At 38.6% G+C, this 23,097-nt stretch carries 28 protein-coding genes and 1 pseudogene; 17 read left to right on the top strand and 12 right to left on the bottom strand.

Annotated features, from left to right (window positions below; genetic code table 11):
* Positions 1 to 19: 19 nt before the first annotated feature.
* Positions 20 to 328: a GNAT family N-acetyltransferase gene (locus AC1M9N_RS12245; RefSeq protein ID WP_092766757.1), complete on the bottom strand. Its 309-nt coding sequence runs from the start codon at positions 326 to 328 to the stop codon at positions 20 to 22.
* 241 nt (positions 329 to 569) lie between these two features.
* Between AC1M9N_RS12245 and rdgB the strand changes: the two genes are divergently transcribed.
* The gene (gene rdgB, locus AC1M9N_RS12240) at positions 570 to 1,199 is read left to right on the top strand and encodes an RdgB/HAM1 family non-canonical purine NTP pyrophosphatase (protein ID WP_481587585.1); all 630 of its coding nucleotides are present in this window, start codon (positions 570 to 572) and stop codon (positions 1,197 to 1,199) included.
* Here rdgB and AC1M9N_RS12235 read toward each other — a convergent pair.
* The gene (locus AC1M9N_RS12235) at positions 1,196 to 2,071 is read right to left on the bottom strand and encodes an AEC family transporter (RefSeq protein ID WP_092766755.1); all 876 of its coding nucleotides are present in this window, start codon (positions 2,069 to 2,071) and stop codon (positions 1,196 to 1,198) included. The genes rdgB and AC1M9N_RS12235 overlap by 4 nt on opposite strands.
* Positions 2,072 to 2,243: 172 nt before the next feature.
* On the opposite strand from AC1M9N_RS12235, the gene tatA reads away from it, so the two are divergent.
* The 4 genes and pseudogenes from tatA to AC1M9N_RS12215 all read left to right on the top strand — a co-directional run bounded on the left by tatA (position 2,244) and on the right by AC1M9N_RS12215 (position 6,103).
* Positions 2,244 to 2,471: a Sec-independent protein translocase subunit TatA gene (gene tatA, locus AC1M9N_RS12230; RefSeq protein ID WP_035266725.1), complete on the top strand. Its 228-nt coding sequence runs from the start codon at positions 2,244 to 2,246 to the stop codon at positions 2,469 to 2,471.
* Positions 2,472 to 2,486: 15 nt separating this feature from the next.
* Positions 2,487 to 2,736, top strand: a pseudogene (gene tatB / locus AC1M9N_RS12225) (Sec-independent protein translocase protein TatB); the annotation flags it as partial.
* Between the two features lie 211 nt (positions 2,737 to 2,947).
* Positions 2,948 to 3,730 carry a twin-arginine translocase subunit TatC gene (tatC, locus tag AC1M9N_RS12220; protein ID WP_481597589.1) on the top strand — a complete coding sequence of 261 codons (783 nt, stop codon included), beginning with the start codon at positions 2,948 to 2,950 and terminating at the stop codon, positions 3,728 to 3,730.
* 165 nt (positions 3,731 to 3,895) lie between these two features.
* Complete coding sequence (locus AC1M9N_RS12215) at positions 3,896 to 6,103, top strand: PhoX family protein (protein WP_481954831.1); 2,208 nt, start codon at positions 3,896 to 3,898, stop codon at positions 6,101 to 6,103.
* Positions 6,104 to 6,130: 27 nt separating this feature from the next.
* On the opposite strand, the gene AC1M9N_RS12210 is transcribed toward AC1M9N_RS12215, so the two are convergent.
* Entirely contained in the window at positions 6,131 to 6,934 is an 804-nt protein-coding gene (locus AC1M9N_RS12210) for an NRDE family protein (RefSeq protein WP_481591566.1), read from the bottom strand.
* A gap of 93 nt (positions 6,935 to 7,027) precedes the next feature.
* On the opposite strand from AC1M9N_RS12210, the gene lgt reads away from it, so the two are divergent.
* The 8 genes from lgt to msrA all read left to right on the top strand — a co-directional run bounded on the left by lgt (position 7,028) and on the right by msrA (position 13,274).
* On the top strand, positions 7,028 to 7,843 hold the full coding sequence (gene lgt / locus AC1M9N_RS12205) for a prolipoprotein diacylglyceryl transferase (protein ID WP_035266733.1): 816 nt from the start codon (positions 7,028 to 7,030) through the stop codon (positions 7,841 to 7,843).
* Positions 7,844 to 7,927: 84 nt separating this feature from the next.
* Complete coding sequence (locus AC1M9N_RS12200) at positions 7,928 to 8,299, top strand: hypothetical protein (protein ID WP_035266735.1); 372 nt, start codon at positions 7,928 to 7,930, stop codon at positions 8,297 to 8,299.
* Between the two features lie 530 nt (positions 8,300 to 8,829).
* The gene (locus tag AC1M9N_RS12195; protein ID WP_481954830.1) at positions 8,830 to 9,321 is read left to right on the top strand and encodes a lipocalin family protein; all 492 of its coding nucleotides are present in this window, start codon (positions 8,830 to 8,832) and stop codon (positions 9,319 to 9,321) included.
* A 192-nt stretch (positions 9,322 to 9,513) separates the two neighbouring features.
* Entirely contained in the window at positions 9,514 to 10,356 is an 843-nt protein-coding gene (gene thyA, locus AC1M9N_RS12190; RefSeq protein ID WP_481952139.1) for a thymidylate synthase, read from the top strand.
* Between the two features lie 170 nt (positions 10,357 to 10,526).
* Entirely contained in the window at positions 10,527 to 11,042 is a 516-nt protein-coding gene (locus AC1M9N_RS12185) for a dihydrofolate reductase (protein ID WP_481952138.1), read from the top strand.
* Between the two features lie 26 nt (positions 11,043 to 11,068).
* Positions 11,069 to 12,139: an Lnb N-terminal periplasmic domain-containing protein gene (locus AC1M9N_RS12180; protein ID WP_481954829.1), complete on the top strand. Its 1,071-nt coding sequence runs from the start codon at positions 11,069 to 11,071 to the stop codon at positions 12,137 to 12,139.
* A gap of 74 nt (positions 12,140 to 12,213) precedes the next feature.
* Complete coding sequence (locus AC1M9N_RS12175) at positions 12,214 to 12,669, top strand: META domain-containing protein (RefSeq protein WP_481954828.1); 456 nt, start codon at positions 12,214 to 12,216, stop codon at positions 12,667 to 12,669.
* 83 nt (positions 12,670 to 12,752) lie between these two features.
* Complete coding sequence (msrA, locus tag AC1M9N_RS12170; protein ID WP_035266744.1) at positions 12,753 to 13,274, top strand: peptide-methionine (S)-S-oxide reductase MsrA; 522 nt, start codon at positions 12,753 to 12,755, stop codon at positions 13,272 to 13,274.
* Between the two features lie 50 nt (positions 13,275 to 13,324).
* Here the strand turns inward: msrA and AC1M9N_RS12165 are convergent, their stop codons facing one another.
* The 5 genes from AC1M9N_RS12165 to AC1M9N_RS12145 form a co-directional block, all read right to left on the bottom strand.
* Complete coding sequence (locus AC1M9N_RS12165) at positions 13,325 to 13,729, bottom strand: ExbD/TolR family protein (RefSeq protein ID WP_035266746.1); 405 nt, start codon at positions 13,727 to 13,729, stop codon at positions 13,325 to 13,327.
* Entirely contained in the window at positions 13,729 to 14,352 is a 624-nt protein-coding gene (locus tag AC1M9N_RS12160; RefSeq protein WP_180028347.1) for a MotA/TolQ/ExbB proton channel family protein, read from the bottom strand. Before AC1M9N_RS12160 ends, AC1M9N_RS12165 begins: the two co-directional genes overlap by 1 nt.
* A 20-nt stretch (positions 14,353 to 14,372) precedes the next feature.
* Positions 14,373 to 15,191 (bottom strand): energy transducer TonB, encoded by an 819-nt coding sequence (locus tag AC1M9N_RS12155; RefSeq protein WP_035266750.1) that lies wholly within the window; start codon positions 15,189 to 15,191, stop codon positions 14,373 to 14,375.
* Positions 15,192 to 15,404: 213 nt separating this feature from the next.
* Positions 15,405 to 16,271 carry a formyltetrahydrofolate deformylase gene (gene purU / locus AC1M9N_RS12150; protein WP_092766746.1) on the bottom strand — a complete coding sequence of 289 codons (867 nt, stop codon included), beginning with the start codon at positions 16,269 to 16,271 and terminating at the stop codon, positions 15,405 to 15,407.
* 88 nt (positions 16,272 to 16,359) lie between these two features.
* Positions 16,360 to 17,052 (bottom strand): TetR/AcrR family transcriptional regulator, encoded by a 693-nt coding sequence (locus AC1M9N_RS12145; RefSeq protein ID WP_035266753.1) that lies wholly within the window; start codon positions 17,050 to 17,052, stop codon positions 16,360 to 16,362.
* A gap of 124 nt (positions 17,053 to 17,176) precedes the next feature.
* Between AC1M9N_RS12145 and AC1M9N_RS12140 the strand changes: the two genes are divergently transcribed.
* The 4 genes from AC1M9N_RS12140 to AC1M9N_RS12125 all read left to right on the top strand — a co-directional run bounded on the left by AC1M9N_RS12140 (position 17,177) and on the right by AC1M9N_RS12125 (position 21,065).
* Complete coding sequence (locus AC1M9N_RS12140) at positions 17,177 to 18,625, top strand: coniferyl aldehyde dehydrogenase (RefSeq protein WP_481954827.1); 1,449 nt, start codon at positions 17,177 to 17,179, stop codon at positions 18,623 to 18,625.
* Positions 18,626 to 18,790: 165 nt separating this feature from the next.
* Positions 18,791 to 19,027: a 50S ribosomal protein L28 gene (rpmB, locus tag AC1M9N_RS12135; RefSeq protein WP_000048256.1), complete on the top strand. Its 237-nt coding sequence runs from the start codon at positions 18,791 to 18,793 to the stop codon at positions 19,025 to 19,027.
* Positions 19,028 to 19,039: 12 nt separating this feature from the next.
* Positions 19,040 to 19,195 carry a 50S ribosomal protein L33 gene (gene rpmG, locus AC1M9N_RS12130; RefSeq protein ID WP_001205031.1) on the top strand — a complete coding sequence of 52 codons (156 nt, stop codon included), beginning with the start codon at positions 19,040 to 19,042 and terminating at the stop codon, positions 19,193 to 19,195.
* Between the two features lie 151 nt (positions 19,196 to 19,346).
* Positions 19,347 to 21,065: a cation:proton antiporter gene (locus AC1M9N_RS12125; RefSeq protein WP_035266756.1), complete on the top strand. Its 1,719-nt coding sequence runs from the start codon at positions 19,347 to 19,349 to the stop codon at positions 21,063 to 21,065.
* 36 nt (positions 21,066 to 21,101) lie between these two features.
* Here the strand turns inward: AC1M9N_RS12125 and AC1M9N_RS12120 are convergent, their stop codons facing one another.
* The 4 genes from AC1M9N_RS12120 to AC1M9N_RS12105 all read right to left on the bottom strand — a co-directional run bounded on the left by AC1M9N_RS12120 (position 21,102) and on the right by AC1M9N_RS12105 (position 23,075).
* Positions 21,102 to 21,380 carry a hypothetical protein gene (locus AC1M9N_RS12120; RefSeq protein WP_035266758.1) on the bottom strand — a complete coding sequence of 93 codons (279 nt, stop codon included), beginning with the start codon at positions 21,378 to 21,380 and terminating at the stop codon, positions 21,102 to 21,104.
* 122 nt (positions 21,381 to 21,502) lie between these two features.
* Positions 21,503 to 22,006, bottom strand: a complete 504-nt coding sequence (locus tag AC1M9N_RS12115) for a DUF6586 family protein (RefSeq protein WP_035266761.1) — start codon at positions 22,004 to 22,006, stop codon at positions 21,503 to 21,505.
* A 193-nt stretch (positions 22,007 to 22,199) separates the two neighbouring features.
* Positions 22,200 to 22,526 carry a hypothetical protein gene (locus tag AC1M9N_RS12110; RefSeq protein ID WP_481954826.1) on the bottom strand — a complete coding sequence of 109 codons (327 nt, stop codon included), beginning with the start codon at positions 22,524 to 22,526 and terminating at the stop codon, positions 22,200 to 22,202.
* A gap of 297 nt (positions 22,527 to 22,823) precedes the next feature.
* Positions 22,824 to 23,075, bottom strand: coding sequence for an RNA recognition motif domain-containing protein (locus tag AC1M9N_RS12105; RefSeq protein WP_035266766.1), 252 nt, complete (start codon positions 23,073 to 23,075; stop codon positions 22,824 to 22,826).
* Positions 23,076 to 23,097: the final 22 nt, after the last annotated feature.

Genomic DNA, 23,097 nt, shown 5'->3' with positions numbered 1-23,097 from the left:
GCACCTATCGGTGCTTTTTTTATTCGATCATCTTCTTCATTCTTATGAATTTCAGATCTTCGAATATGTCCACTTCACTCTGTGAAGTAAAACCTAATTTTTTATAAAAATGAACAGCCCCTATATGCGCATTGACTGTTATCTGCTGGATCTCCGTTTGATTTAATTGATCTAACACATAATTAAATAAAAGAGTTCCAACGCCTTGAAATTGCAGATTTGGATGAACAAAAAAATGAAAAATATGAGTGGGTTGTTTGTAAGCAATCATCCCAACAAGCGACTGCTTTAATTCTGCAACAAAGTATTTTATCTCTTGATGATTGATGTGCGATCCAAGAGCTTATTTTGAAAATAGGGACTTACTTTTTGGTATTTCATCAAAGTGGTTCAAAGCTAAAGCAATACAGGACGCAATATTTTCAACATCTGCGATCTCTGCTTGACGAATATGAATGCTATTTAAATTTCTCATGTTTAATGATTGGTTATTTTAAAGATGAGTTCATCTGTATCATCGCAAATATCCGTTAGAATAGCTTCAAATTTGAAACAGAAAGTGATTCAACATGGCGTCTAAAGATTGGTTAGATCAAGGTACTTTGGTTTTAGCGAGCAACAATAAAGGGAAAATAGCTGAGTTCGAAAAGTTATTTGAAGAATTAAAACTCCCTGTTAACGTTGTTCCCCAAGGACAACTGAACATTGAGGATGCGGTGGAAGATGGATTAAGTTTTGTAGAAAATGCCATTATCAAAGCACGACATGCTTCTAAGATTTCGGGTAAACCAGCTATAGCAGATGACTCAGGTATTTGCGTCCCTGCACTTGGTGGTGCTCCTGGTATTTACTCTGCACGTTATGCTGGTGAGCATGGCGATGATGCTGCCAATAATGCTAAATTACTGGCAGATTTAGCACCATTACGTAACAATGGTGACGTGATTGAAGGGATGTTTGTGTGTGTACTCGCCTTAGTTCAACACGCTGAAGATCCTTTACCTCAGATTTTCCAAGGAATCTGGAAAGGTGAAATTTTGGAAGTAGCACGTGGCAAAAATGGTTTTGGCTACGACCCACTGTTTTGGCTACCTGAACTCAATATTAGTAGCGCTGAAATGACCAAAGAAGAAAAAAATAAGATCAGTCATCGTGGTCAAGCCATGCAGTTATTCAAAGCAAGCCTCGAAACGAACTAAACGATCAGTCCATGATAAACCATGGCAAATAAACCAATTGTCATGCAACTTACGATGGTACCCGCTGCGATATATTGGGCTGAAACACCTGTTCCTGAATAATGTGTTTCTAAAGCAACAATATTCGCTGCGGGTGGTAATAAAAAAAACATAGACATCAGTGCAATAACAACCAGTTCGTGAGGAATCGGTAGAAGAAAATAGGCTACCGCACAGCACACTAAACCAAATAGAAATTTAATCAAAGCAAGTTTTAAACTTTCAATTAAATCGGACAAGTGAATTTTTACTTGAGATAACCACATCCCAAGGATACACATCCCTGTAAAGGTCATTAACCACTTATCCAATATATACAATGATTGAATCATTGCATTCTGCTGAAAATGACTAACATTCCATAACGAAAGAAAACCAGCAACTAATAAAGCTAAAATCGGTGGAGAGAAAGTCAATTTTCTCAAAATCTCCATCGCAGACTGCTTTTCAGCACTTAATACGGTCACTGCACAAATATTACCAAAAATAGAGCCCCCGACATAAAGTGCAACCATAGGACTAGATGCTTGCGCACCAAAAATAGCGAATGCAAATGGAAAGCCAAGCCAAGCCATGTTTAGGTAACTGGAACATAAGGAGACTAATTTGTCTTTTGTACGGTAATAAACAAATAAATACAGTAAAAATGAAGCGATAAAACTAAATAACATCAACCATATACTGCCCTCTTGGTAAAACACCATATTGTAAATAATGATGAGAGGAATCAGCACTTTCGCCAACAACATCGCCATAAAGGGACGAATTTTTTGTAAATATTCTACGCCAAAATAGCCGATAAGAAAGGAGACTAGTGGGAGTAGAAGAACCATATTAAATATGAAATAGATTTTTTCTCATCTTAGCACAACATCTATTTCACTTCAGAATAAGTCTCTTGCACACATAAAAAATCCATGACTTCAAACTGAAATAATTCCGTCAACTTGCTGTCATAAAGAACTGTTGAAATCATTCAAGATCATTTTCAATAAGGAATATATCATGGCTGGATTATCAATTTGGCACGTACTTATTTTCGCAATTGTCGTTTTACTTTTGTTCGGTACGTCTAAGCTAAAAAATTTGGGTAAAGATGTTGGTGGTGCGGTTAAAGATTTTAAAAAATCAATTAAGGATGACGAAGACCAGAGCACATCTGCTCAATTAAAAGAACCACGCACGATTGAACATCAAACATCTCATGATTTGAACTCAACTGCGAAACATTAAAGGTAGGTAACAGTAATGCTGAATATTGGTATGGCTGAACTATTAATGTTTGGCATCATTGCATTGCTTGTTCTTGGACCTGAAAAGCTTCCTGAGGGTGCGCGATTTGCTGGTAAATGGTATGGCAAAATTAAACGTATGGTCAGCAATGTACAAAATGATATTGATCGTGAACTAAGAATGTCTGAACTTAAAGAACAAATGCAGACTGAAATGAAGCGCATTCAAGAATTAGAAGAAAAAATGAAAGCGCAAATGCAGGAAATTGAAAAACACACAGTATTAAGCGATGAATATTTAAATCCACCTATCCATCAACAGGTTCGCTCTGAAACAAGCCCTGTTTATGTGTATTTAAACGTTCAGCAAAGTACAGCAGTTCCTTTTAGAGGACACGCTACACCTAAGCAAAGTTTTATTCATATTCAAAATTCAGCGCAATACAATAAACCGTATGTCGTCTTAGCGGAGGCAGTATGAGTCACAATACTCTCCCAAATATCATCTCTTCAAATGAGGAAAATCCTCAGCTTGAAGAAATGCCAATAACCAAGCATCTTATTATTTTAAGAAAATATTTATTTAGAATAGTTGGGGTCATTCTAGTTTTATTCTTTTGTTTATTACCATTTGCAAATCAAAGCTATCAAATGATGTCTGAGCCTCTTAGAGCTCAACTCCCAATAAATTCATCAATGATTGCAACGGATGTCACCGCGACATTTATGGCACCATTTAAGTTAAACTTCTTCGTTGCTCTAATGATCGCCATACCATTTATCATTTATCAAATATGGGCTTTTGTCAGACCGGCGCTATATAAAAATGAGAAAGCTTTAGCTCTACCATTACTCATCGGAAGTATTACATTATTTTATGCGGGTGTTGCTTTTGCTTACTTTATAGCCCTCCCTTCGATTTTACATTTTTTTATTAGCGTTGCACCTGAAACGGTTGCACCCATGACTGACATTAATAGCTATCTGAGTTTCTGTTTAAAATTATTCTTGGTTTTTGGTTTAACTTTTGAAATTCCAATTGTGACTTTATTACTCATTATGATTGGGGTCGTTACCACAGAACAATTGGTTGAAAAAAGACGTTTTATTATTGTAGGTTGTTTCTTCGTTTCTATGTTTGTGACGCCACCTGATGCACTATCGATGATTATGTTGGCGATACCAATGTGGATGTTATTTGAATTGGGGCTTTTCTTTGGAAAATTACTCGAAAATAGAAGAGCAAAGTCAGTACTTTGATATTTTGACCCTTTTAAACATAGGCGAGTCTTAAGACTCGCCTTTTTCATACTCTTTAAATAAAAGCTTAATTCAACTGACATAAATCTATCATTTGATTGTCATGATTGCGCATTAAGTTGTTGGTGACGCTAAAAACTACCAAGCAAGATGCTAGGAACGAACATGACTGATTTAATACCTTTTAACGATGATTACGATAGCAATGATTCGGGGAATCCAGAATTTCACCATTTACTTGAAAAGCAAATTACGCGTAGAGATCTCATCAAGAAGACTGCTGGTGGTGCAGTAGCATTGACAGTAGCGGCTTCAGTCGCAGGCTGTAACAGTGACGACAATGACAATAACAACTCAAATCCTTCACTACCTGAATTCGACAAATCAAAAACGCCAACTGAACTAACATTTAAAGCGGTTGATAAAAATATTAAAAATGAATTCACAGTGCCTGAAGGATATGAAGCACGTGTTATTTATGCACTAGGAGACCCGCTTTTTGAAGGTATGCCTGAATGGGATGCAGATAATATTCCGAGTGGTGCTTCATTTACCATGCGCTCAGGCGAATGTCATGACGGTATGACATATTTCGGCATGAAAAATAGTCGTTATGATCAAAATGAGTCAAATGTAGGTTTACTGGTACTCAACCACGAATATGTAGATAACAAAGCGATTTTGCATCCAGCGAATAATACCATTTCAGCGGATATTCGTTCTGAAGATGAAGCATTACGTGAAATCAACTGTCACGGCGTTTCAGTGATTGAAGTACAAAAAAATCCTACAACTCAACAAGTCACTCTAAACAAACGCTCTGTATTCAACCGTCGAATTACAGCTGCAACACCGATCGATTTCGCTGGTCCTGTAAAAGGGCATGAATTGGTACAAACCAAGATCAGTCCAGAAGGCACATTTACATTAGGTACGATCAATAACTGTGGTAACGGTTATACGCCTTGGGGCACATACTTAACCACTGAAGAAAACTTTAACCAATACTTTACTCGCGATGATAAAGATCGTTCTGAAAAGGATTTGGAGTCGTTAAAACGCTATAAAATTGCTTCAAATAGTTCTTATAAGTGGCACACAGTTCAAGCACAACTGTTCCCTCAAGATGTCTATGAGCGCTGGTTAACTAAAGTCTCTGCATCTTCTGCAACTCAAGATTTTAGAAACTCACCAAATACATTTGGTTGGATTGTTGAAATTGACCCGTTTGATGGTCGTCAACGCCCAGTAAAACGTACAGCTCTTGGACGTTTTGCACATGAAGATTGTCGTGTCAGTCGTGCCATTCCTGGGCAACCACTAGCCTTCTATATGGGGGATGACTCTCAAGGCGAATATATCTATAAATTTGTTTCAGATGCGGTTTGGGACCCTAAAGATATCAACGGCGGTTATGCTGCTGGTGATAAATATATGAATAACGGTAAATTCTATGTTGCTAAATTTAACTTTAATGAAGCAACTCAAAAGACGTCTGGTGAGTGGATTGAACTCAATATCTCCAATCCATTAATTGCTAGTTATTCAAAATACAAATTTACAGATCAAGCTGATGTATTGGTAAATGCCCGTTTAGCAGGTGATGCAGTTGGTGCAACCAAAATGGATCGTCCAGAATGGGTTGCAGTAAACCCAGAGAATGGTGAGGTTTATGTCACCTTAACAAATAACTCATTACGTGGAAGTGAGCATACGATTGATGCTGCCAACCCTCGTAATTATGCTGATAATGATAAAAGTGGTAGTCCTCGCGGGAATATCAACGGACATATTATTCGTTTCCGTGAAACTGGTGATACTGTTACAGCAAAAACATTTGTATGGGATATCTTCTTATTTGGCGCAGAAGAAGATTCACTTCCGGGTGTAAACCTATCTGGACTCACATCAGCAAATGATTTCTCAAGTCCAGATGGCCTATGGTTTGATCCACGTGGTGTCTTGTGGGTACAGACTGATGATGGCGCTTATACAGATGAAACGAATTGCATGATGCTCGCTGCACTTCCAGGTAAAGTAAGTGATGGTAAAGTGACTTCTGCAAATGCTGGTTCAAATAATGCCACTCAACTTACTCCTGCTGGCGCACAGCTTGATGATTCAAAGTTACGTCGTTTTTTAACAGGCCCTTCAGGCTGTGAAATTACAGGTGTAACGATGACACCAGACTATAAAGCTATTTTTGTGAATGTTCAGCATCCAGGTGGCACTTGGCCTGCAAATCACAGCAACACTATCAGCGGTGGTAAAGGTACACGTCCTCGCTCTGCGACGGTCGTGATTACACGTAAAGATGGTGGCGAGATTGTTGGTGAAAGTCTAGAAAAGAAAGAAAACACTCCTGCTGCTTAATTCAAACATTGAAATAGAAAATGCCGACTACGATGTCGGCATTTTTTTTGAGAGATTCAGATCAATTTTGACTATGTGATTCTGATGTTCACCTTGCTGCGTTTTTTCAAGCCAAGTCCATTGGTTTCTTTTCAACAACAGGTAGTTTGAGCATCGTGTTCCATATATCGGGCTTTGTATAAAAGTAGAAGATAACAGCTGCTCCATTTCCACTGATATGCCCGTTTGAGGTAATAAGTCTAAATCAATTTTTCTTTCATCTTGTAAGATATCCCAAACGGCGTACTCTAAATCATACGCTTTTTGAGCATTGGGATTTAATTGCAATAATGGTAAGAACTCTTGTGTGAAGCGTTTACGCAAATGTTTGGTTTTTTCCCATGGATCACTTAATACACCATTGGAAACCACATATACACCTTTGGCAAGCACTTGTGGAGATTCACCACGATTACTCATATAAACCGCTTGATCAGAGGTTCCGATAAAAAGGTTAAATCCAGCGTAATCACATTGCTTTTTTTCTAATTCTTGGGCGAATCGGATCGGTGCTAAATCGGATTCCAGATATTGCTGAATGATATGTCCTCTTGAAGTTGGATATTCCTTCTTATCATTTGCATCACGGTAATTTGTCACAAGTGCCCAACGCCCTGCAGCAGTAATCCCCATCCATGTCCCACCAGATTGTAAATCTTGACCTGCAATAATTGGGCTATTTTCCCACTTATGAATTTGTGAAGCAGGTCGGTGATAAAACTCATCCCGATTTGAAATTAAGCATAATGGTGTTTCATCCAACACTTGCCATGCGATTGCTACAATACACATCGTTGCATCCTTAGAACTTTACACATTGAATGTACAACATTTTTTCAGTCTTTCCGTTAGAATCGACACAAAACATAATATAAAGGAAAAGCAATGCTGACCTATCCTTCTATTGACCCAGTGGCAATATCTGTGGGTCCATTACAAGTTCACTGGTATGGACTCATGTATCTACTCGCATTTTTATTTGCTTGGGGCTTGGCAACATTCCGTGCTAAGCAACGAGGATGGACACCAGACATGGTCTCTGATCTCATCTTTTACGGTGCATTAGGTGTCGTGATTGGTGGTCGAGTAGGCTATGTGTTCTTTTATGGTTTTGATCAATTCCTTGCAAATCCGATATGGTTATTCCAAGTTTGGACAGGTGGCATGAGCTTCCATGGCGGCTTCTTAGGTGTCATGTTGGCCATGTTATTGTGGTGTAAAAAATACAAAATGACTTGGTTCCAAACACTGGATTTTATTGCCCCATGTGTTCCAACAGGTCTGATGTTTGGTCGTATTGGCAACTTTATTGGCGGCGAACTTTATGGCCGACAAGTCACAGATCCAAATTTCGCATTGGGTATGATTTTCCCTACAGATCCTTTACAACTCGTACGACATCCATCCCAACTTTACCAAGCACTCTGTGAGGGTTTGATTCTTTTTATTGTTCTGTGGTGGTTTAGTTCTAAACCTCGTCCACGCATGGCTGTTTCTGCTCTATTCTTAATTGGATATGGTATCGCTCGCTTCACAGTTGAATTCTTCCGTGAGCCAGATAATGGACAATTATTTATCGGATGGATGAGCAAAGGACAGTTCCTTACAGTTCCAATGATTCTTATCGGGCTATGGATGCTTTGGTATGCCTACCAAAAGAAAGTATATGACTGGGGTCCTCTACAAAATAATGGCAAATAAGTAAATTATGTCCTCAAAGGTGAACATCTTGTTCACCTTTTTTTGTGCTAGAGTTTTGAATTATTTACTGTGATTCAGATTACTATGCTCGAGTTTTGGTTTGATCCTAAAGTTTCAATACAATACAAAGCTTTATTTTTTATTTTGATTGCGAGTGCTACCGCTACGTTATATTGGATGCAACCGCTTAACTTCGATGCCATCTTAATGTTTGTGGGCACAGGTATCGTTTTTCTTATTTGCCGTTACTGTAAAATTCATTTCGCTTCACACCATCCAACAGGGTTGATGTACCGATTATTTACTTGGATTCCTATCGCTCTGCTACTTGCCTTAATTTTCATGCATGCAAAAGATGGAGAAATTCTTTTACCTGGCGCTCAAGGATTAGGATTTATGGCTTTATCTATTTGCTTATTTTCCCCACTGTCTCTACTTCATCAACATCAGCATTAAGACTTCATTATGTTAAATTTCTGGTATTCGGAACGATGCACACGCAGGCTTAAATTGATCATTTGTATATCAACGTGTGTAGTGATTCTGTTGACAGCTGAAATTAAAAAACTTGATTTTCTATCGACACTAATAAGCTTATGTTTAGGCTTAAGTCTACACATTATTCATCATGTTTTGATCCAATCTAAGCGTCTAAAGCATCAGCTGAAAGCATATTATGCTTTTAGTCCTTTCATCTTGATTGTATTTTTTATCTTCATGCTTTCAGCGCTGAACTTTCAAAATAGCAGAGAGTTTTTTGCACTTTTTGTACAACTCATGGGTTATAGCGCAGTGGGATTATTCGTAGTGAGTTTATATGCATCTCGTACACCCCGCTGAATTTCAAAACTACTAAGCAAATGAAAATAAATATAAATTAATCACACTCACTTAACGCTTTGCTACAGAACAGTATTATTTCTACTCCAAAACTGTGCCTATACTCAAAGGATGTATCTAATTTAGATTAAATGGAGTACATCCTAATGAGTCAAAATTTAACGACCGTATCTAACTTCCAACTTGAACGCTATTTAGGTACTTGGTATGAGATTGCACGCTTACCAATGAAGCATCAACCTGAAGACAGTACGGATATTTCGGCAGTCTATACCTTAAACAACGATGGAACTGTACGTGTTCAAAATCGTTGTCTTGATGGCAACAAAGAACTGGATGAGTCTATTGGCGAAGCCACAGTTGTAGATGCTGCACATGGCAAATTAGAAGTCAGCTTTTTGCCTGAAGGATTTCGTTGGATTCCATTCACTAAAGGTGACTATTGGGTACTTAAGATCGATGAAAATTATCAAACTGCTTTAGTCGGTGAACCTAATCAAAAATATCTTTGGATTCTGCACCGTGAACCTGTGTTAAATGAATCTATCAAACAAGCGTATCTTGCATATGCTCAATCCATTGGTTATGACCTAAGCGATTTAATTCATACTGTACATACAGGACACAAAACTGCTTAAGCCCTAAAATTTTGTGGTAAATGAGAGCACCCTAAAGGGTGCTTTCTTATTTCTTTAATTACTCGCTTTCAAAGATTCTATTCCGTAAGGAAGATATTAAAAAGCATGCTGCTTTAGTATAAACTGATGCCAATGAAATTTTTGGCATTGGTTTATTCTTCAAATGCCACATTCAAATCGATCAGGACATTTATGAAAGCGTATTTAGACCTACTACAACATATCCTCGACAATGGCGGTGATAAAGGTGACCGTACTGGTACAGGTACTCGTTCTGTATTTGGTCATCAAATGCGCTTTGATCTTTCTAAAGGTTTTCCTCTACTGACCACAAAGAAAGTTCACTTCCGTTCAATCGTGATTGAATTACTTTGGTTCCTTAAAGGTGATACCAATGTTAAATATCTTCAAGATCATAAAGTTACAATTTGGGATGAATGGTCGACAGCTGAGCAGACTGCTCGTTTTGGACGTCCTGAAGGAGAGCTAGGTCCAGTATATGGACACCAATGGCGTAACTTTGGTGCAACTAAGAAAGACGATGGTTTATACGAGCAAGATGGATTTGATCAAATCAAATGGTTAATTAATGAAATTAAAACCAATCCAAACTCCCGTCGTTTGATCGTATCAGGTTGGAACCCAAAAGAAGCTGGACAAGTGGCACTCCCTCCTTGTCACACGCTTTTCCAGTTTTTTGTTCAGGATGGAAAATTATCATGTCAGCTTTATCAACGTAGTGCTGATGTTTTTCTTGGCGTTCCATTTAATATTGCAAGTTATGCACTTCTCACCCATATGATTGCGCAAGTCTGTGATCTAGAAGTCGGTGATTTTGTGTGGACAGGTGGTGATACTCATCTTTACGCCAATCATTTCGAGCAAGCACAACTTCAATTAACACGTGAACCACTTCCATTGTGCCAACTCAAACTTAATCCTAAAATTAAAGATATTTTTGATTTCAAATTTGAAGATATTGAAATCGTAAATTACGAATCGCATCCTGCAATTAAAGCACCAGTTGCGGTTTAAATATTTGAAAAGTGCTATAAAATAAATCAAATTCAAGTAACTTTAAAATCTAATACCTTTAAAAGCAGTGAAGCTGTTTAAATTATTATTTTGAAGTTACAATACAAACCCTACTTTTATTAAAGTAGGGTTTTTTTATTTGTTAATTTACATGACTTGGATTAAACGTTATGGCTTTCCAACAACAATTTGAGGTTGTACACGTGGTTGCGATGGACAATCAAAGATGTATCGGTAAGGATAACGATTTACCTTGGCATATTTCTGCAGATCTGAAGCATTTCAAAGAAATTACACAAGGTGGCGTAATTATTCTTGGAAGAAAAAATTTCGACTCAATTGGTCGACCACTACCCAAAAGAGTTAATTGGGTTATCACACGAAATAAAGAGTGGTGTCATGACGGTGTTAAAGTTGCTTATTCAATTGAAGAAGCTTTAGAAAAATCTATAGATGATGTGAAGTTATCAGATAAACCGAACACGATTTTTATAATCGGAGGCGGTGAAATTTTTGAACAGACTATTAATATTGCAGACCGATTAGAACTCACTCACATAGACCTAGATGTTGATGGTGATGTTTTTTATCCCGAGATTCCACCTGAATTTAAAAAAGTGGCATCAGAGCAACACATTGATGACAAAACAAATATTGCATTTGAGTTCGCAACCTACCAAAAATAAAGCTTTCTTACATATAGCCAATAACAATGCATAACATCGGTAAAAGAGAGTTTATTCTTGCGCTTGCAAAGGGAGCTTTTCACTCCCTATTTAGTTTATTTGTCATCTTCTCTTCAATTTGGTTATGTATGGCCTTATGGGTTCAAGAGCCATTTGGCTGGTTAGTCAGTCGTATTATCATTGGCTTTTGGGTCGCTTTTGCCTTAAGTGTTTTAGGCATATATGCAACACAACATTTTTTCAGCCGTAGTAAAGATGTTGTCTTATACATTGTCTTTTTTGCGTTCAGTTTAGTTTGGTATTTTAGTATCCCTGCCAAACAAGACCGTGAGTGGAATCCTGAAGTCGCAAGAATTCTCAATTATGAACGTCAAGGTGATTGGGTCACTTTACACAATGTGCGTAATTTTGCATGGAATGAAGACGGAACCTATCAAGAACGCTGGGATACACGTCAGATTGATTTGAATCAAATCAGTGGCATTAACATCATTACTTCATATTGGATGGGACCACAAATCGCCCATACTTTAGTCAGCTTTGATTTCAAAAACTCTAAACCACTGACCTTTTCGATTGAAATTCGCAAAGAAAAAGATGAAGAGTTTTCTGCTATTGGTGGTTTTTTTAGAAAGTACGAAGTCAGTTTAGTTGCTGCTGACGAGAAAGACATTATTTATACACGTAGCAATGTACGTAATGAGCAGGTCTATTTTTTCCCAATCAACATGAAAGCTGCTGAAATGAAAGCTTTATTTGAGGAATATTTAGAGCAAGCAGATCAACTTAGTCAAGAACCAAAATGGTATAACACCTTGACCAGTAACTGCACCACTTTGGTTTTTGATATGGTTCAAGCGATTTCCAAACATGAACTGCCAGTGGACTACAGATTATTAGCCTCAGGTTATTTACCTAATTATCTTTATGACTTGGGGGCATTACAACATCATTGGGATATCAAAACTTGGTACAACAAGGCACATATCAATCCAAGAACAGACAAATTTAATCAATTTAAATACCAAAGTAGTGAAAATTATTCAAAATTGATTCGTCTGGGTCTCCCTCAGAGTCAGCCAGAGCTTGCACCTTAGCGTATCAGTTGATATACATAAAATTGACTTGAATTTAATTTACATTAGAAAGAAATAACACAGGGGCATTTCATATGTTAAAACAACTTTTAGCCGTATCCGTTATAGGCTCAGCATTACTTTTTACAGCATGTACCACAACACCATCTGCTGAAAAGCAACAACAAGCACTTAATCAATTGCAAAATAAAACTTGGATTTTGACACATATTGGCGCAACAGAATTTAAGACCGACCCTACTGCACACAATGTTCCAAGTATTCGATTTGATGCAGCATCTAGTCGTTTGAGTGGTGCAGATGGTTGTAACCGTTTTATGGGTGCATATAGCATTAAAGCTGACAAAATTAGCTTGAGTGAAGTTGCAACTACACAAATGATGTGTGTGAATACTCAAGAACTTGCAAATCGCTATAATGCTGCCTTGGCAAAAGTCGCGGCATTCCAAGTCTATGACAAAACGCTTCGCCTACTCGATGAGAATGGTAATCCAGTATTGCAGTATGAGTCTGCAATACAACCGCGTTAACAGTTAAGCAACCATTTCACTGGTTGCTTTTTTCATTCTACACCCCATTATTTCAGTCATTGCAACTCAATAAGGTGAATCCCATGCAACAAGCTTTGCTCGGTGGCGGATGCTTCTGGTGTGTTGAAGCAGTTTTCCTTCAACTCAAAGGTGTCACTAAAGTCGTGAGTGGTTATGCGGGTGGGTATACGGCCAATCCAAGCTATGAGGACATTTGCAAAGGAGACACCCATCACGCAGAAGTGGTTTTAGTGGATTTTGATGAAAGTCAAATTAGCTTTGCTCAATTGCTTGATGTATTTTTTGCAACACATGATCCAACCACACTCAATCGCCAAGGTAATGATATAGGTACGCAATATCGCTCTGTCATTTATTATTTTAATGAAGAACAGCGCCAGATTGCAGAGAAAGCGATTCAACAGTTAAAAGCAGAAGGTTTAGATATTGTTACAGAACTAAGCTCAGTACCGACCTTCTACCCTGCTGAAGAATATCATCAAAATTTCTTTGCTCGTAACCCGACTCAGGGCTACTGCAATTTTAGTATCCCACCAAAACTTTTAAAGCTTCGCTCTAAATTTGAAGGTTTACTCAAAGACTAATACAGGTATAAAAAAAGCGACCTTATGGTCGCTTTTCTCATGTTAATCAGTTAATTATCTGTGGCAAAGGCAATGTCAGCAAGCCCGGCTTCGCTTGCACGTGACATCACTTGAGCAACAGTATCGTAACGTGATTCTTTATCTGCTTTAAGAATAATTGTCGGTTGTTGTGCTGAACCACCGGCATCGTTAAATCTTTTTTGCAATTCATCTAAGCTGATAATTTCTGAATCCCATGCAATCTCACCCTGTGAGTTAATGCTTACTTGAATCGATTCAGGTGGCGGATCAATGATATCCGCTGTCGTTTTTGGTAAAGTTAATGGAATTGATGGGTTAGCAACGGTCGCTGTCACCAAGAAGATGATCATCAAAACCAACATAATGTCAATTAACGGGATGAGGTTCATCTCCGTCATGCCTGTATCGTTGTCTTCACCCAATTGAAAAGCCATTAAGCTTGACCTCCAACGTAACTTTCTTGAGTCGCTTTCACTTCAACTTTTTGCGCAGAAGAATCTTGTTGCAGCATCGTGTCGATTAAAAGACTGTGAGCATGATCTTGTAGTTCATTACTTAATGTACGATTAAAGCGAATACAAATGTTGTATGCGATCACTGCTGGAATAGCTACTGCTAGACCAATACCAGTCATAATCAGGGCTTCACCCACAGGGGTTGCAACTTGTGCAAGTCCTGCTTGACCGCTTTTACCTACTGCAACCAATGCATGGAAGATTCCCCATACTGTACCAAATAGCCCTACAAATGGTGCAAGTGAGGCAATTGTTCCGAGTACAGCAACACCTTTTTCAGCAGATGCTTTTTCCAAAGCAATCTGACGCAATAAAGCTTGCTCCGCAACAGCTTTACGTTGTTCAAATCCCAAAGGAGCGAGTTTTGCTTTCAATCCTGCTAGTGCTTTAGAGAGTTGAGCATAAGCAACTTCTTTCAGTTGACGTGTTCCCATCACACGTAAAACGACAATCGTCCATGTCGCAATAGACATTGCGAGTAAAACGAAATAAAGCGTCTTACTGACTGCATCAGCATGTTGCCAATAAACTGAAAAGTTCATACTCGAACTCCTAATAAAAGTTAGCCGTTAGAATTCAACTTAAGTTCAAATGGTTGTTCCGCTCTAAACGGATAAGCCACACCATTTTCCTTATAAGGTCTGAATTTTGCATTACGCACTGAGCGTAAAATCTTTTGATCAAGCGAATCAATTCCACTTGATTTTGTGATTCTGGCATTCACTACATTACCGTTAGTGTCCGCTTCAATCGATACTACAACAGTACGATCAGAACCTTGTAAATCTCGGTTGGTATATGATGGCTTCGGTGTACGAGACCATGATATTTGCCCAATACTTAAATTCTTTGGTGTATTACGAGCTTGCTGCTCACGACGTTCTTGTTCGCGTCTTTCATTTTCCAAGCGCTCACGTTCTTGTTGCTCACGTAGCTGTTGGTCACGCAATGCTTGCTCACGTCGCTGCTGTTCAAGTAACTCACGATTTTTACGTTCTTGCTCTAAACGCTGTTGTTCCTGCTTTTGCTTTTCTAATTTATCTTCTTGAACAATTGCTTTTTGTTCGACAGGTTTAGGCTTTTCAGCAATGACTTTGGGTTTAACCACAGGAGGTGGTTCAACGACTTTAGGTTCTGGTTTTGGTTGAACTTGAGGTTTCACAGGTTCAACAGGAGGTGGCGGCGGTGGCGCATCCTCTTTAATCTGAACAAAACGAACCTTAATTGGGTCTTTATCAATAGGTTTTAATTCAGGTGTTTTCATCTGACTCACGGCAAATAAAACACCAATATGCCCGATCACCACTGCAATGAGCGAAGTAAGCACTTTCTTTTTCATTGAGATTGGATTTTGCATCATAGGAATGGAAGATGGGCTCATTAAAGTTTATGACCTGATATACATTGACGCTGTCTTCAGAAGGAAGATTTCAATCAAACTTATCGGTTAGTACAATTAAAGTACGCCAATAATAAATGAGAAGTGTTTTCATTTGCAACTATTAATTCTGCAGTTTTGATGAGTTTTTTTGATCATCAATAAAAAAGGCATGCTCACGCATGCCTTAATAAATCAGTGATATTTAATTAAAAATCACTGGAATACCACAGTTTTATTACCATCAACAATGATACGGTCTTCTAAATGCCACTTAACAGCACGCGCCAAGACATTACGCTCAACGTCTTGACCTAATTCACGTAATTGATCAACTGTAAAATCATGGCTGACACGCTCAACATCTTGTTCAATAATCGGGCCTTGATCCAAATCAGCTGTCACATAATGCGCTGTTGCACCAATCAGTTTTACGCCTTTTTCATACGCTTGCTTATAAGGGTTAGCACCCACAAAAGCTGGAAGGAAAGAATGATGAATGTTGATCACTTTCATTTCCCACTTAGAGACGAACTCTTCATCAAGAATCTGCATATAACGTGCGAGTACAAGCAAATCATTACCTTGCATTAACTCATCAATTTTTGCATATGCTTCGCGCTTGTTCTCTTTATTGACAGGCACAACTTCAAAAGGAATACCGAAATTTTCCACAGACTCACGTAGATCTTCATGATTCGACACAACCTTAGTGATTTCACAAGGTAATCCACCACGTGCATGACGCCATAAAAGTTCAAGCAAGGCATGATCGACTTTCGATACCAAAATACCTACTTTCTTTACATCTGACACTAAAGCTAGACGCCAATGCATGTTGTAACGTTCAGCTACGTTTGTGGCGAAAGTTTGTAGAATATTTTCCTTACGGCTTTGCAAATTGTCGAGTTCAAACTCAACACGCATGAAATAACGCCCGCCCTGAGCTTCTGTTGCATATTGATCAAGCGCAGTGATGTTTGCCCCTTGATGATACAAAAAGCTCGATACAGCCTGCACGATTCCTGGTTTATCTTCGCAAGTAATCAGTAAACGTGCTGTGTTAGCAGTTGTCATATTCATGATGATTTATATCACTTAACAGTTAAATTGAAAAACAGCCGCGTATTCTAACTCTTTTTTTAATGCTTTCAAATTATCTTTGCTGAAATCAATCTTCTCGATCAGCAGAAAGACTAGCAAATAATTCAGATGTTCCCAACGTTTCAAGCAAGCGCTCATAAGTCTGACGACTTTCACCACGTAAATAAGGACCTTCAAGAAACACCATTTGACGCAGTGCCTGCCAAACCCACTTTTCATCTAGATGGTTGGAATCTTTTAAATGACCAGACATATATAGAAAGTTCGTCCAATTGGTTAGGACAATCCATAGGTTAATGATCAACGCTTCAATTTCAGACTCTGTCATTTGCATGAGACCTGCATTGACGAAGGCTCGGTAAATCTTTTGACCTTGTTGCATCACTTTACCTGCGAAACGCGGGTAAATTTTTCTAAAGTCATCATTATTTTCGGTTAAATGATATACATCACGATGCAGAAAACGATAGGCCCATAACTGACTACTGAGTACTTGAAAGTATCGGATTTTATCATTGGCATTTACATCACGGTCTTCTGGCAATGCTAGCAGCTCTAAAGTTGCATGCTGATATTGCTCCATCAACTCTTTAATGATCTCTTGCTTGTTACGAAAGTGATAATAGAGATTACCAGGGCTAATACCTAACTCTGCTGCGATATGGTTAGTTGTGACAGATCGCTCTCCACGTTCGTTAAAGAGTTGCAAACTAATTTGCAAGATTCGGTCTTTGGTTTTTAACGTTTTGGAATGCGACATCCTAATACCATCTATAACAAGAATAATGACGTTTAGCCCAAGCTAACATAAAAGTGACTTGACTTTTAGAGTATTTACTCTAAAAATAAAAATCACATCAACCCTTACATTAGTGGTACTGGTCATGAACAGTCAAACAAAAACAAATTTAATGACGACTGAAGCATCGGAAGTTCAGCATTTACATGATCTTCTAGCGCTTCAGAAAGCAGCCTATCGACGTTATCCGAACCCGACAGCAAAACAGCGTATTGAACGTTTGGCTCGTCTTAAAGCAGTTTTGATTAAATATCAGGACCAAATTGCAGAAGCAATTAGCCAAGATTATGGTAATCGTTCGGTTTCTGAAACTAAAATTGGTGAACTACTCACTTCACTCGAACAAATCAAATATTACAGCAAACATTTAACAGAGTGGATGAAGCCTTCTAAACGCCATATCGGTATTTTACATCAACCTGCAAAAGGTTGGGTTCAGTATCAACCTTTAGGTGTTGTCGGTATTATTTCCCCTTGGAACTACCCTTTATTATTGGCGATTAGCCCATTAGTATGTGCATTGGCAGCGGGCAACCATGCCATGATTAAAGTTTCAAGCACCTCTCGTAACTTTGGCTATGTATTACAAAATGCTTTATCTGAAGCGTTCCCACAAGAGTTAGTTGCCGTTGTTACAGGTGGTGGCGTAATCTCTGACACATTCAGTCATCTTGCATTTGATAAATTAGTCTTCACAGGCTCTACCAATGTTGGTAAGACTGTGATGAAAGCAGCATCTGAAAACTTAGTTCCAGTTATTCTAGAACTTGGTGGTAAGTCACCAGTTATTGTGCATCCTTCAATTGACTTAAAGGATGTCGCGGAGCGTGTTGCATTCGGTAAATTGTGGAATGCGGGTCAAACTTGTGTCGCACCAGATTATATTTTCCTACCACGTGGTAAAACTTCAGAGTTTATTCACCAGTTTGAAACCGTTGCGAAAACGATGTATCCAACATTACGTGACAACCAAGATTACACCTCTATAGTGACCGATAAGCAAAATAAACGCTTACAAGGTTACTTAGAAGATGCGATTCAAAATGGTGCTCAAGTCACTGAAATTAACCCATTAAAAGAAGAGCTTGCTTCTGTACGTAAAATAGCGCCAACCCTTCTGACCAATATCAGCCCTGATATGGAAATTATGAAGAACGAAATCTTTGGTCCAATTTTACCAATCTTAGAATATGATCAAATAGACGAAGTTATCGAGTTTATTAATGACCGACCACGTCCACTTGCATTATACTATTTCGACTTTAACGATGCTCGAGCAGAATACGTTTCGCAACGTACTCACTCTGGACACTTTGGTCAAAACGCTGTTGTTACTCATGTTGCACAAGATGATCTACCTTTCGGTGGCGTTGGTGCATCTGGTATGGGCAGATACCATGGTCCCGAAGGCTTCTTCAGTTTATCAAATGAACGCTCAGTCATGTCTATTCCAAAGCTATTCAGCTTGAAATACGTACTGCCTCCGTTTAATAGACCGATCCCTAGTCTTATCCGTAAAGCCTTTCTTCGTTAAATGATCAAGGCATGATCTATCACAACAGGTCATGCCCTGTTTTTATCAATTTCGCTTGTCTTTTAAGCGTATTTTTGATATAAAACGCCCCTTGAATGAATTCAATCCGTTTTATTTTGACTGGCCATACAGGTTTGCTGTTGGCTAAATCAATGGAGTTACACCATGTCTAAGGTTTGCCAAGTTACCGGCAAGCGTCCAGTCGTTGGTAACAACGTCTCACACGCCAACAACAAAACTAAGCGCCGGTTCGAGCCGAACCTGCACCACCACCGTTTTTGGTTAGAAAGCGAAAAACGTTTCGTACGTCTTCGTCTAACTACTAAAGGTATGCGTATTATCGACAAATTGGGCATCGAAAAGGTTGTTGCTGACCTACGTGCTCAAGGTCAAAAGATCTAAGGAGCAACGAAAATGCGTGATAAGATTCGCCTAGTTTCTTCTGCTGGTACAGGTTATTTCTATACCACTACTAAGAACAAACGTACTATGCCGGAAAAAATGGAAATCAAAAAATTTGATCCAAAAATCCGTCAACACGTAATCTTCAAAGAAGCTAAAATCAAATAATTTTAGTTCTTTAAAAAAATACGACCCATTGGGTCGTTTTTTTTGCCTTTTTTTTCTTCAGGTTGTTAAAATTTAATCTCAGTTTGGCATTTTTTATGCTTATACAGCTCAAAAGCCAATTCATAATTTATAAATATTTAAGGGGTGATTAGTGCCACATGATGTAGATTTAATTATATTGCTTGCGGTTGGTTTTGGCTTAGCCCTTATTTTTGGCTTTATCGCCGCACGTTTACGTCTACCCCCTCTTGTTGGCTATCTCATTGCCGGCATTATTATTAGCCCCAAAACCCCCGGTATCGTCGCCGATATCACACTAGCCAATCAACTCGCAGAACTGGGTGTCATGTTTTTGATGTTCGGTGTCGGGATGCACTTTTCACTGAAAGATTTAATGCAAGTTCGGCGTATTGCTGTCCCTGGTGCAATTTTACAAATCACAGTGGCTACCATCCTCGGGATTGGCGTCTCCATGCTATGGGGATGGAGTTTTGGGTCAGCATTGGTGTTTGGCTTAAGCTTATCTTGTGCGAGTACTGTGGTACTCCTAAAAGCTTTAGGTGACCGAGGCTTACTGGATTCAGTCAATGGAAAAATTGCTGTGGGATGGCTACTCGTCGAAGACCTAGTCATGGTGCTCGCTTTAGTTTTATTACCCGCTACAGCTGTACTCCTTGGCGGAACAGCACTGGAAGGCGCTGATCCAGATCAAAATGTCTTTGTGACTTTAGGAATAACCTTACTTAAAGTTGCGGGCTTTATTGCCTTTATGCTGATTATTGGTAAGCGCCTCATCCCTAAAATTATTCAGTTTGTCGTACGCTTGGGTTCTCGCGAGCTATTTACACTGACTGTGGTTGCAGCAGCCGTATCCATTGCCTATGGTTCATATGCGATTTTTGGCGTTTCAATGGCATTAGGTGCATTCTTTGCTGGGATGGTGGTTAAAGAGTCTGACTTCAGTCATCGTGCTGAAGAAGAAACGTTACCACTGCGTGAGATATTCTCCATCCTATTCTTCGTCTCTGTCGGAATGTTGTTTGACCCAACAATTATCGTTGAAGAACCACTTCATATTCTGGCTGTGATTAGCATTATCATGATCGGAAAAACATTAGCAGCAATGGCGCTGGTTTTGTTCTTCCGCTATCCATTAAATACCGCACTTACAGTAGGTGCCTCACTCGCTCAAATCGGTGAGTTCTCATTTATATTGGCAACACTCGGTCTATCTATAGGATTATTAACCCCTGAAGCTCAAAACTTGATTTTAGCCGGGGCATTATTTTCTATTTCGCTCAATTCTGTTTTATTTTCAGCCATTGAACCCGTACAGAAATGGATTCGTGAGCGCTCGCATTTGGCTCGTTTGCTTGAGCGTAGTGGTGATCCATTGGCGATGCTACCTGACGAGGTCTCACAGGACTACCTGCGCGATCAAGTGGTCATGGTCGGTCATGGAGAAGTTGGACGTCGCTTAACAAAAACACTGATGGAAAATAACATCAAAGTGGTGATTGCTGAAGAAAATCGAGAAATTGTTGAAAAACTACGTGCAAAAGATATTGCTGCAGTATCAGGTTCAGCAACAGAACCGGGCGTATTAATTCAAGCGCATATACAACATGCGAGGCTTTTAATTATCTCGCCGATGGATATTTTAGATATTCATAAGATTGTAGATACTGCCAAACTTCTGAATCCACAGATTCAAGTTTTGATCTGTGCAGAAAGTAAAGAAGAAGCTGAAGCAATACGTGCAGATGAAATTGGTGAAGTGTATTACGCGAAGGAAGAAATGGCGAAGAACATGAGCAATCATATTCTAAATCAAATTGAAATCGCACATCATCATGCACCATCTCACTAAGTAAAATAAAAACCGCGCTATTTGCGCGGTTTTTTCTTAGCTATAAAACTGTGGTTTTTCATCTACGACTTCCGCATGCCATTCATTCGATTGTTTTTCGAGAAGTGCAAATAACGCAGCCTGAATCATGTGTTGGGCAATCAAAGGCATATGATCACCTAATAAAGCTTTCACTTCATCATTAAATTGAATTTTCACAAGTGGCTCATCCTCGGATGCAGCGTGACGAAGCGCTAACTCGCCATTCTCAAGTTGCACCAATTCTAAAATTGCTTCTTGTGTTCCGAATAATTCTTTCAATTGCTCTATAGACATATACCCTCCATGATTCACATGGTGGCAAAATGCTGAATGCACTTTGCATAGCTTAGACTATTTTATATAAGTTCTAAAATTTATATTTCAAGTCTAATCGTTTAAAACTGTCATGATTACAATTAAAACTCAACCATTTCGTTACGAAAACCGTCAATAAGATGGGTTAAGTCACGATGCCACTCTCGAAGAATTTGAGTGTCTGGCAACCACGCTTGAGGTGTCTGCGTGACTTTAATAATAAGATTTGAAGAAGTCTCATCCTCAGGTTCTGGTGCACTTGGTTCAGGTGCATACTGGCACATACGATAAGCGCGCTTTAGTTCTGCAATAAAACCATCCTTTGCAAGATGCTGTAAAACGGTGATTTCTGGAGAAACTTGCCCTTTAGCGGCCATATGCTCTTCAATAGATTTTAATGTAGGTGAAAAATCATTTAAACGGTAATAACGAACCAACTCTTGCAAAAATGCCAAAACCGCTCCATGCAAATGAAAGACTGCCGCTTCACGATGGGCTTGAGCTTGTTGAATATGATCTGTCTGTTCTGCTTGCTGACATGATAGACGGGCAAAATAGAGTTTTTGATTAGTGCGATCTGCATGAAAACGAGCAACACGAGACATGAAAACTTCCTAGCAACATTTATGTCATACAACTTAAATGTTGGCGCCATATCACGCAATGCTTTTAAGAAAAAAATAAAGATTAATTTTAGATCAACAAGATTGATTGAAAGCTTGATGATTAATGCATACTGCTTAAAAAAAAAGCCAGCCAAATACATGGCTGACCCTTTCGAATGAATCTAAGGTTATATTAGCGAACAATACCCTTAAAAATTCCTAATGGATTATAAGTCCCATCGCCTTTTTCATTGTCATAATGAAATTTGACCTGATCTTGATCACCACCTAACAGTGTTCCAGCCTTGTAAAGACCTTCTGAAATCGCAAGGAAGCCAACATCAATTGCTTGATGAACTGCACCAACACCAGGAATTAGGCTCAGTGGCTTCCAAATTGGAGCTTGAACATTCAATGTGCTCGAAAATAAGTTTGATGCGTTTTGAAGCGTGTCACCGATTAACGTACCTGCACCTGATACGATTTCTGTTTCTAGATGATTTAATTCTTGAATAGACATTTTTATAACCTTTTGGGGTTTTATAATGGAGCTTTTATACTACACACTTCACTCAAACTTATTCAATCTATTATTAAGATATACTTCACAATAATTTGTATATAAATGTGATTTTAAGTGTATATTTTTAATAAAAATATTAATATATAACAGAAATACATTTCAAAAATATGTCAATTCTTCAAAGTACAAAAGTCGGTCAAAAAAGCTAAAAAAGATTCATATTTATTAGTGAAATTAAATAAAATATCAAATAAAAAGGAGCAATAACTGCTCCTACTTTATTTAGACATCAAGTTATGCTTCTGGCTTTTCGTCTGCAGCTTTTACTCGAATACCTGCACCTTTAACTTTACGGGTGTTCAGCCCCTTAATTGCTTTCACAGCTTCACGACCATGTGGCATTTCAACAAAGGCAAATCCTTTCGATTTGCCTGTTGCAGCATCTAATACCAATGTACATGAGTCTACTGTTCCAAACTGCTGAAATAACTCCAGAATCTCAGCTTCAGTAATGCTGCGCTCTAAGTTACGAACTAAAATTTTCATGAAAAAACCTTAAGAAGATAGG

This window comes from Acinetobacter sp. ANC_7655 (assembly GCF_056784015.1).
The sequence above is the reverse complement of the archived record's forward strand: the minus strand, read 5'-3'. Positions and strand labels throughout refer to the sequence as shown.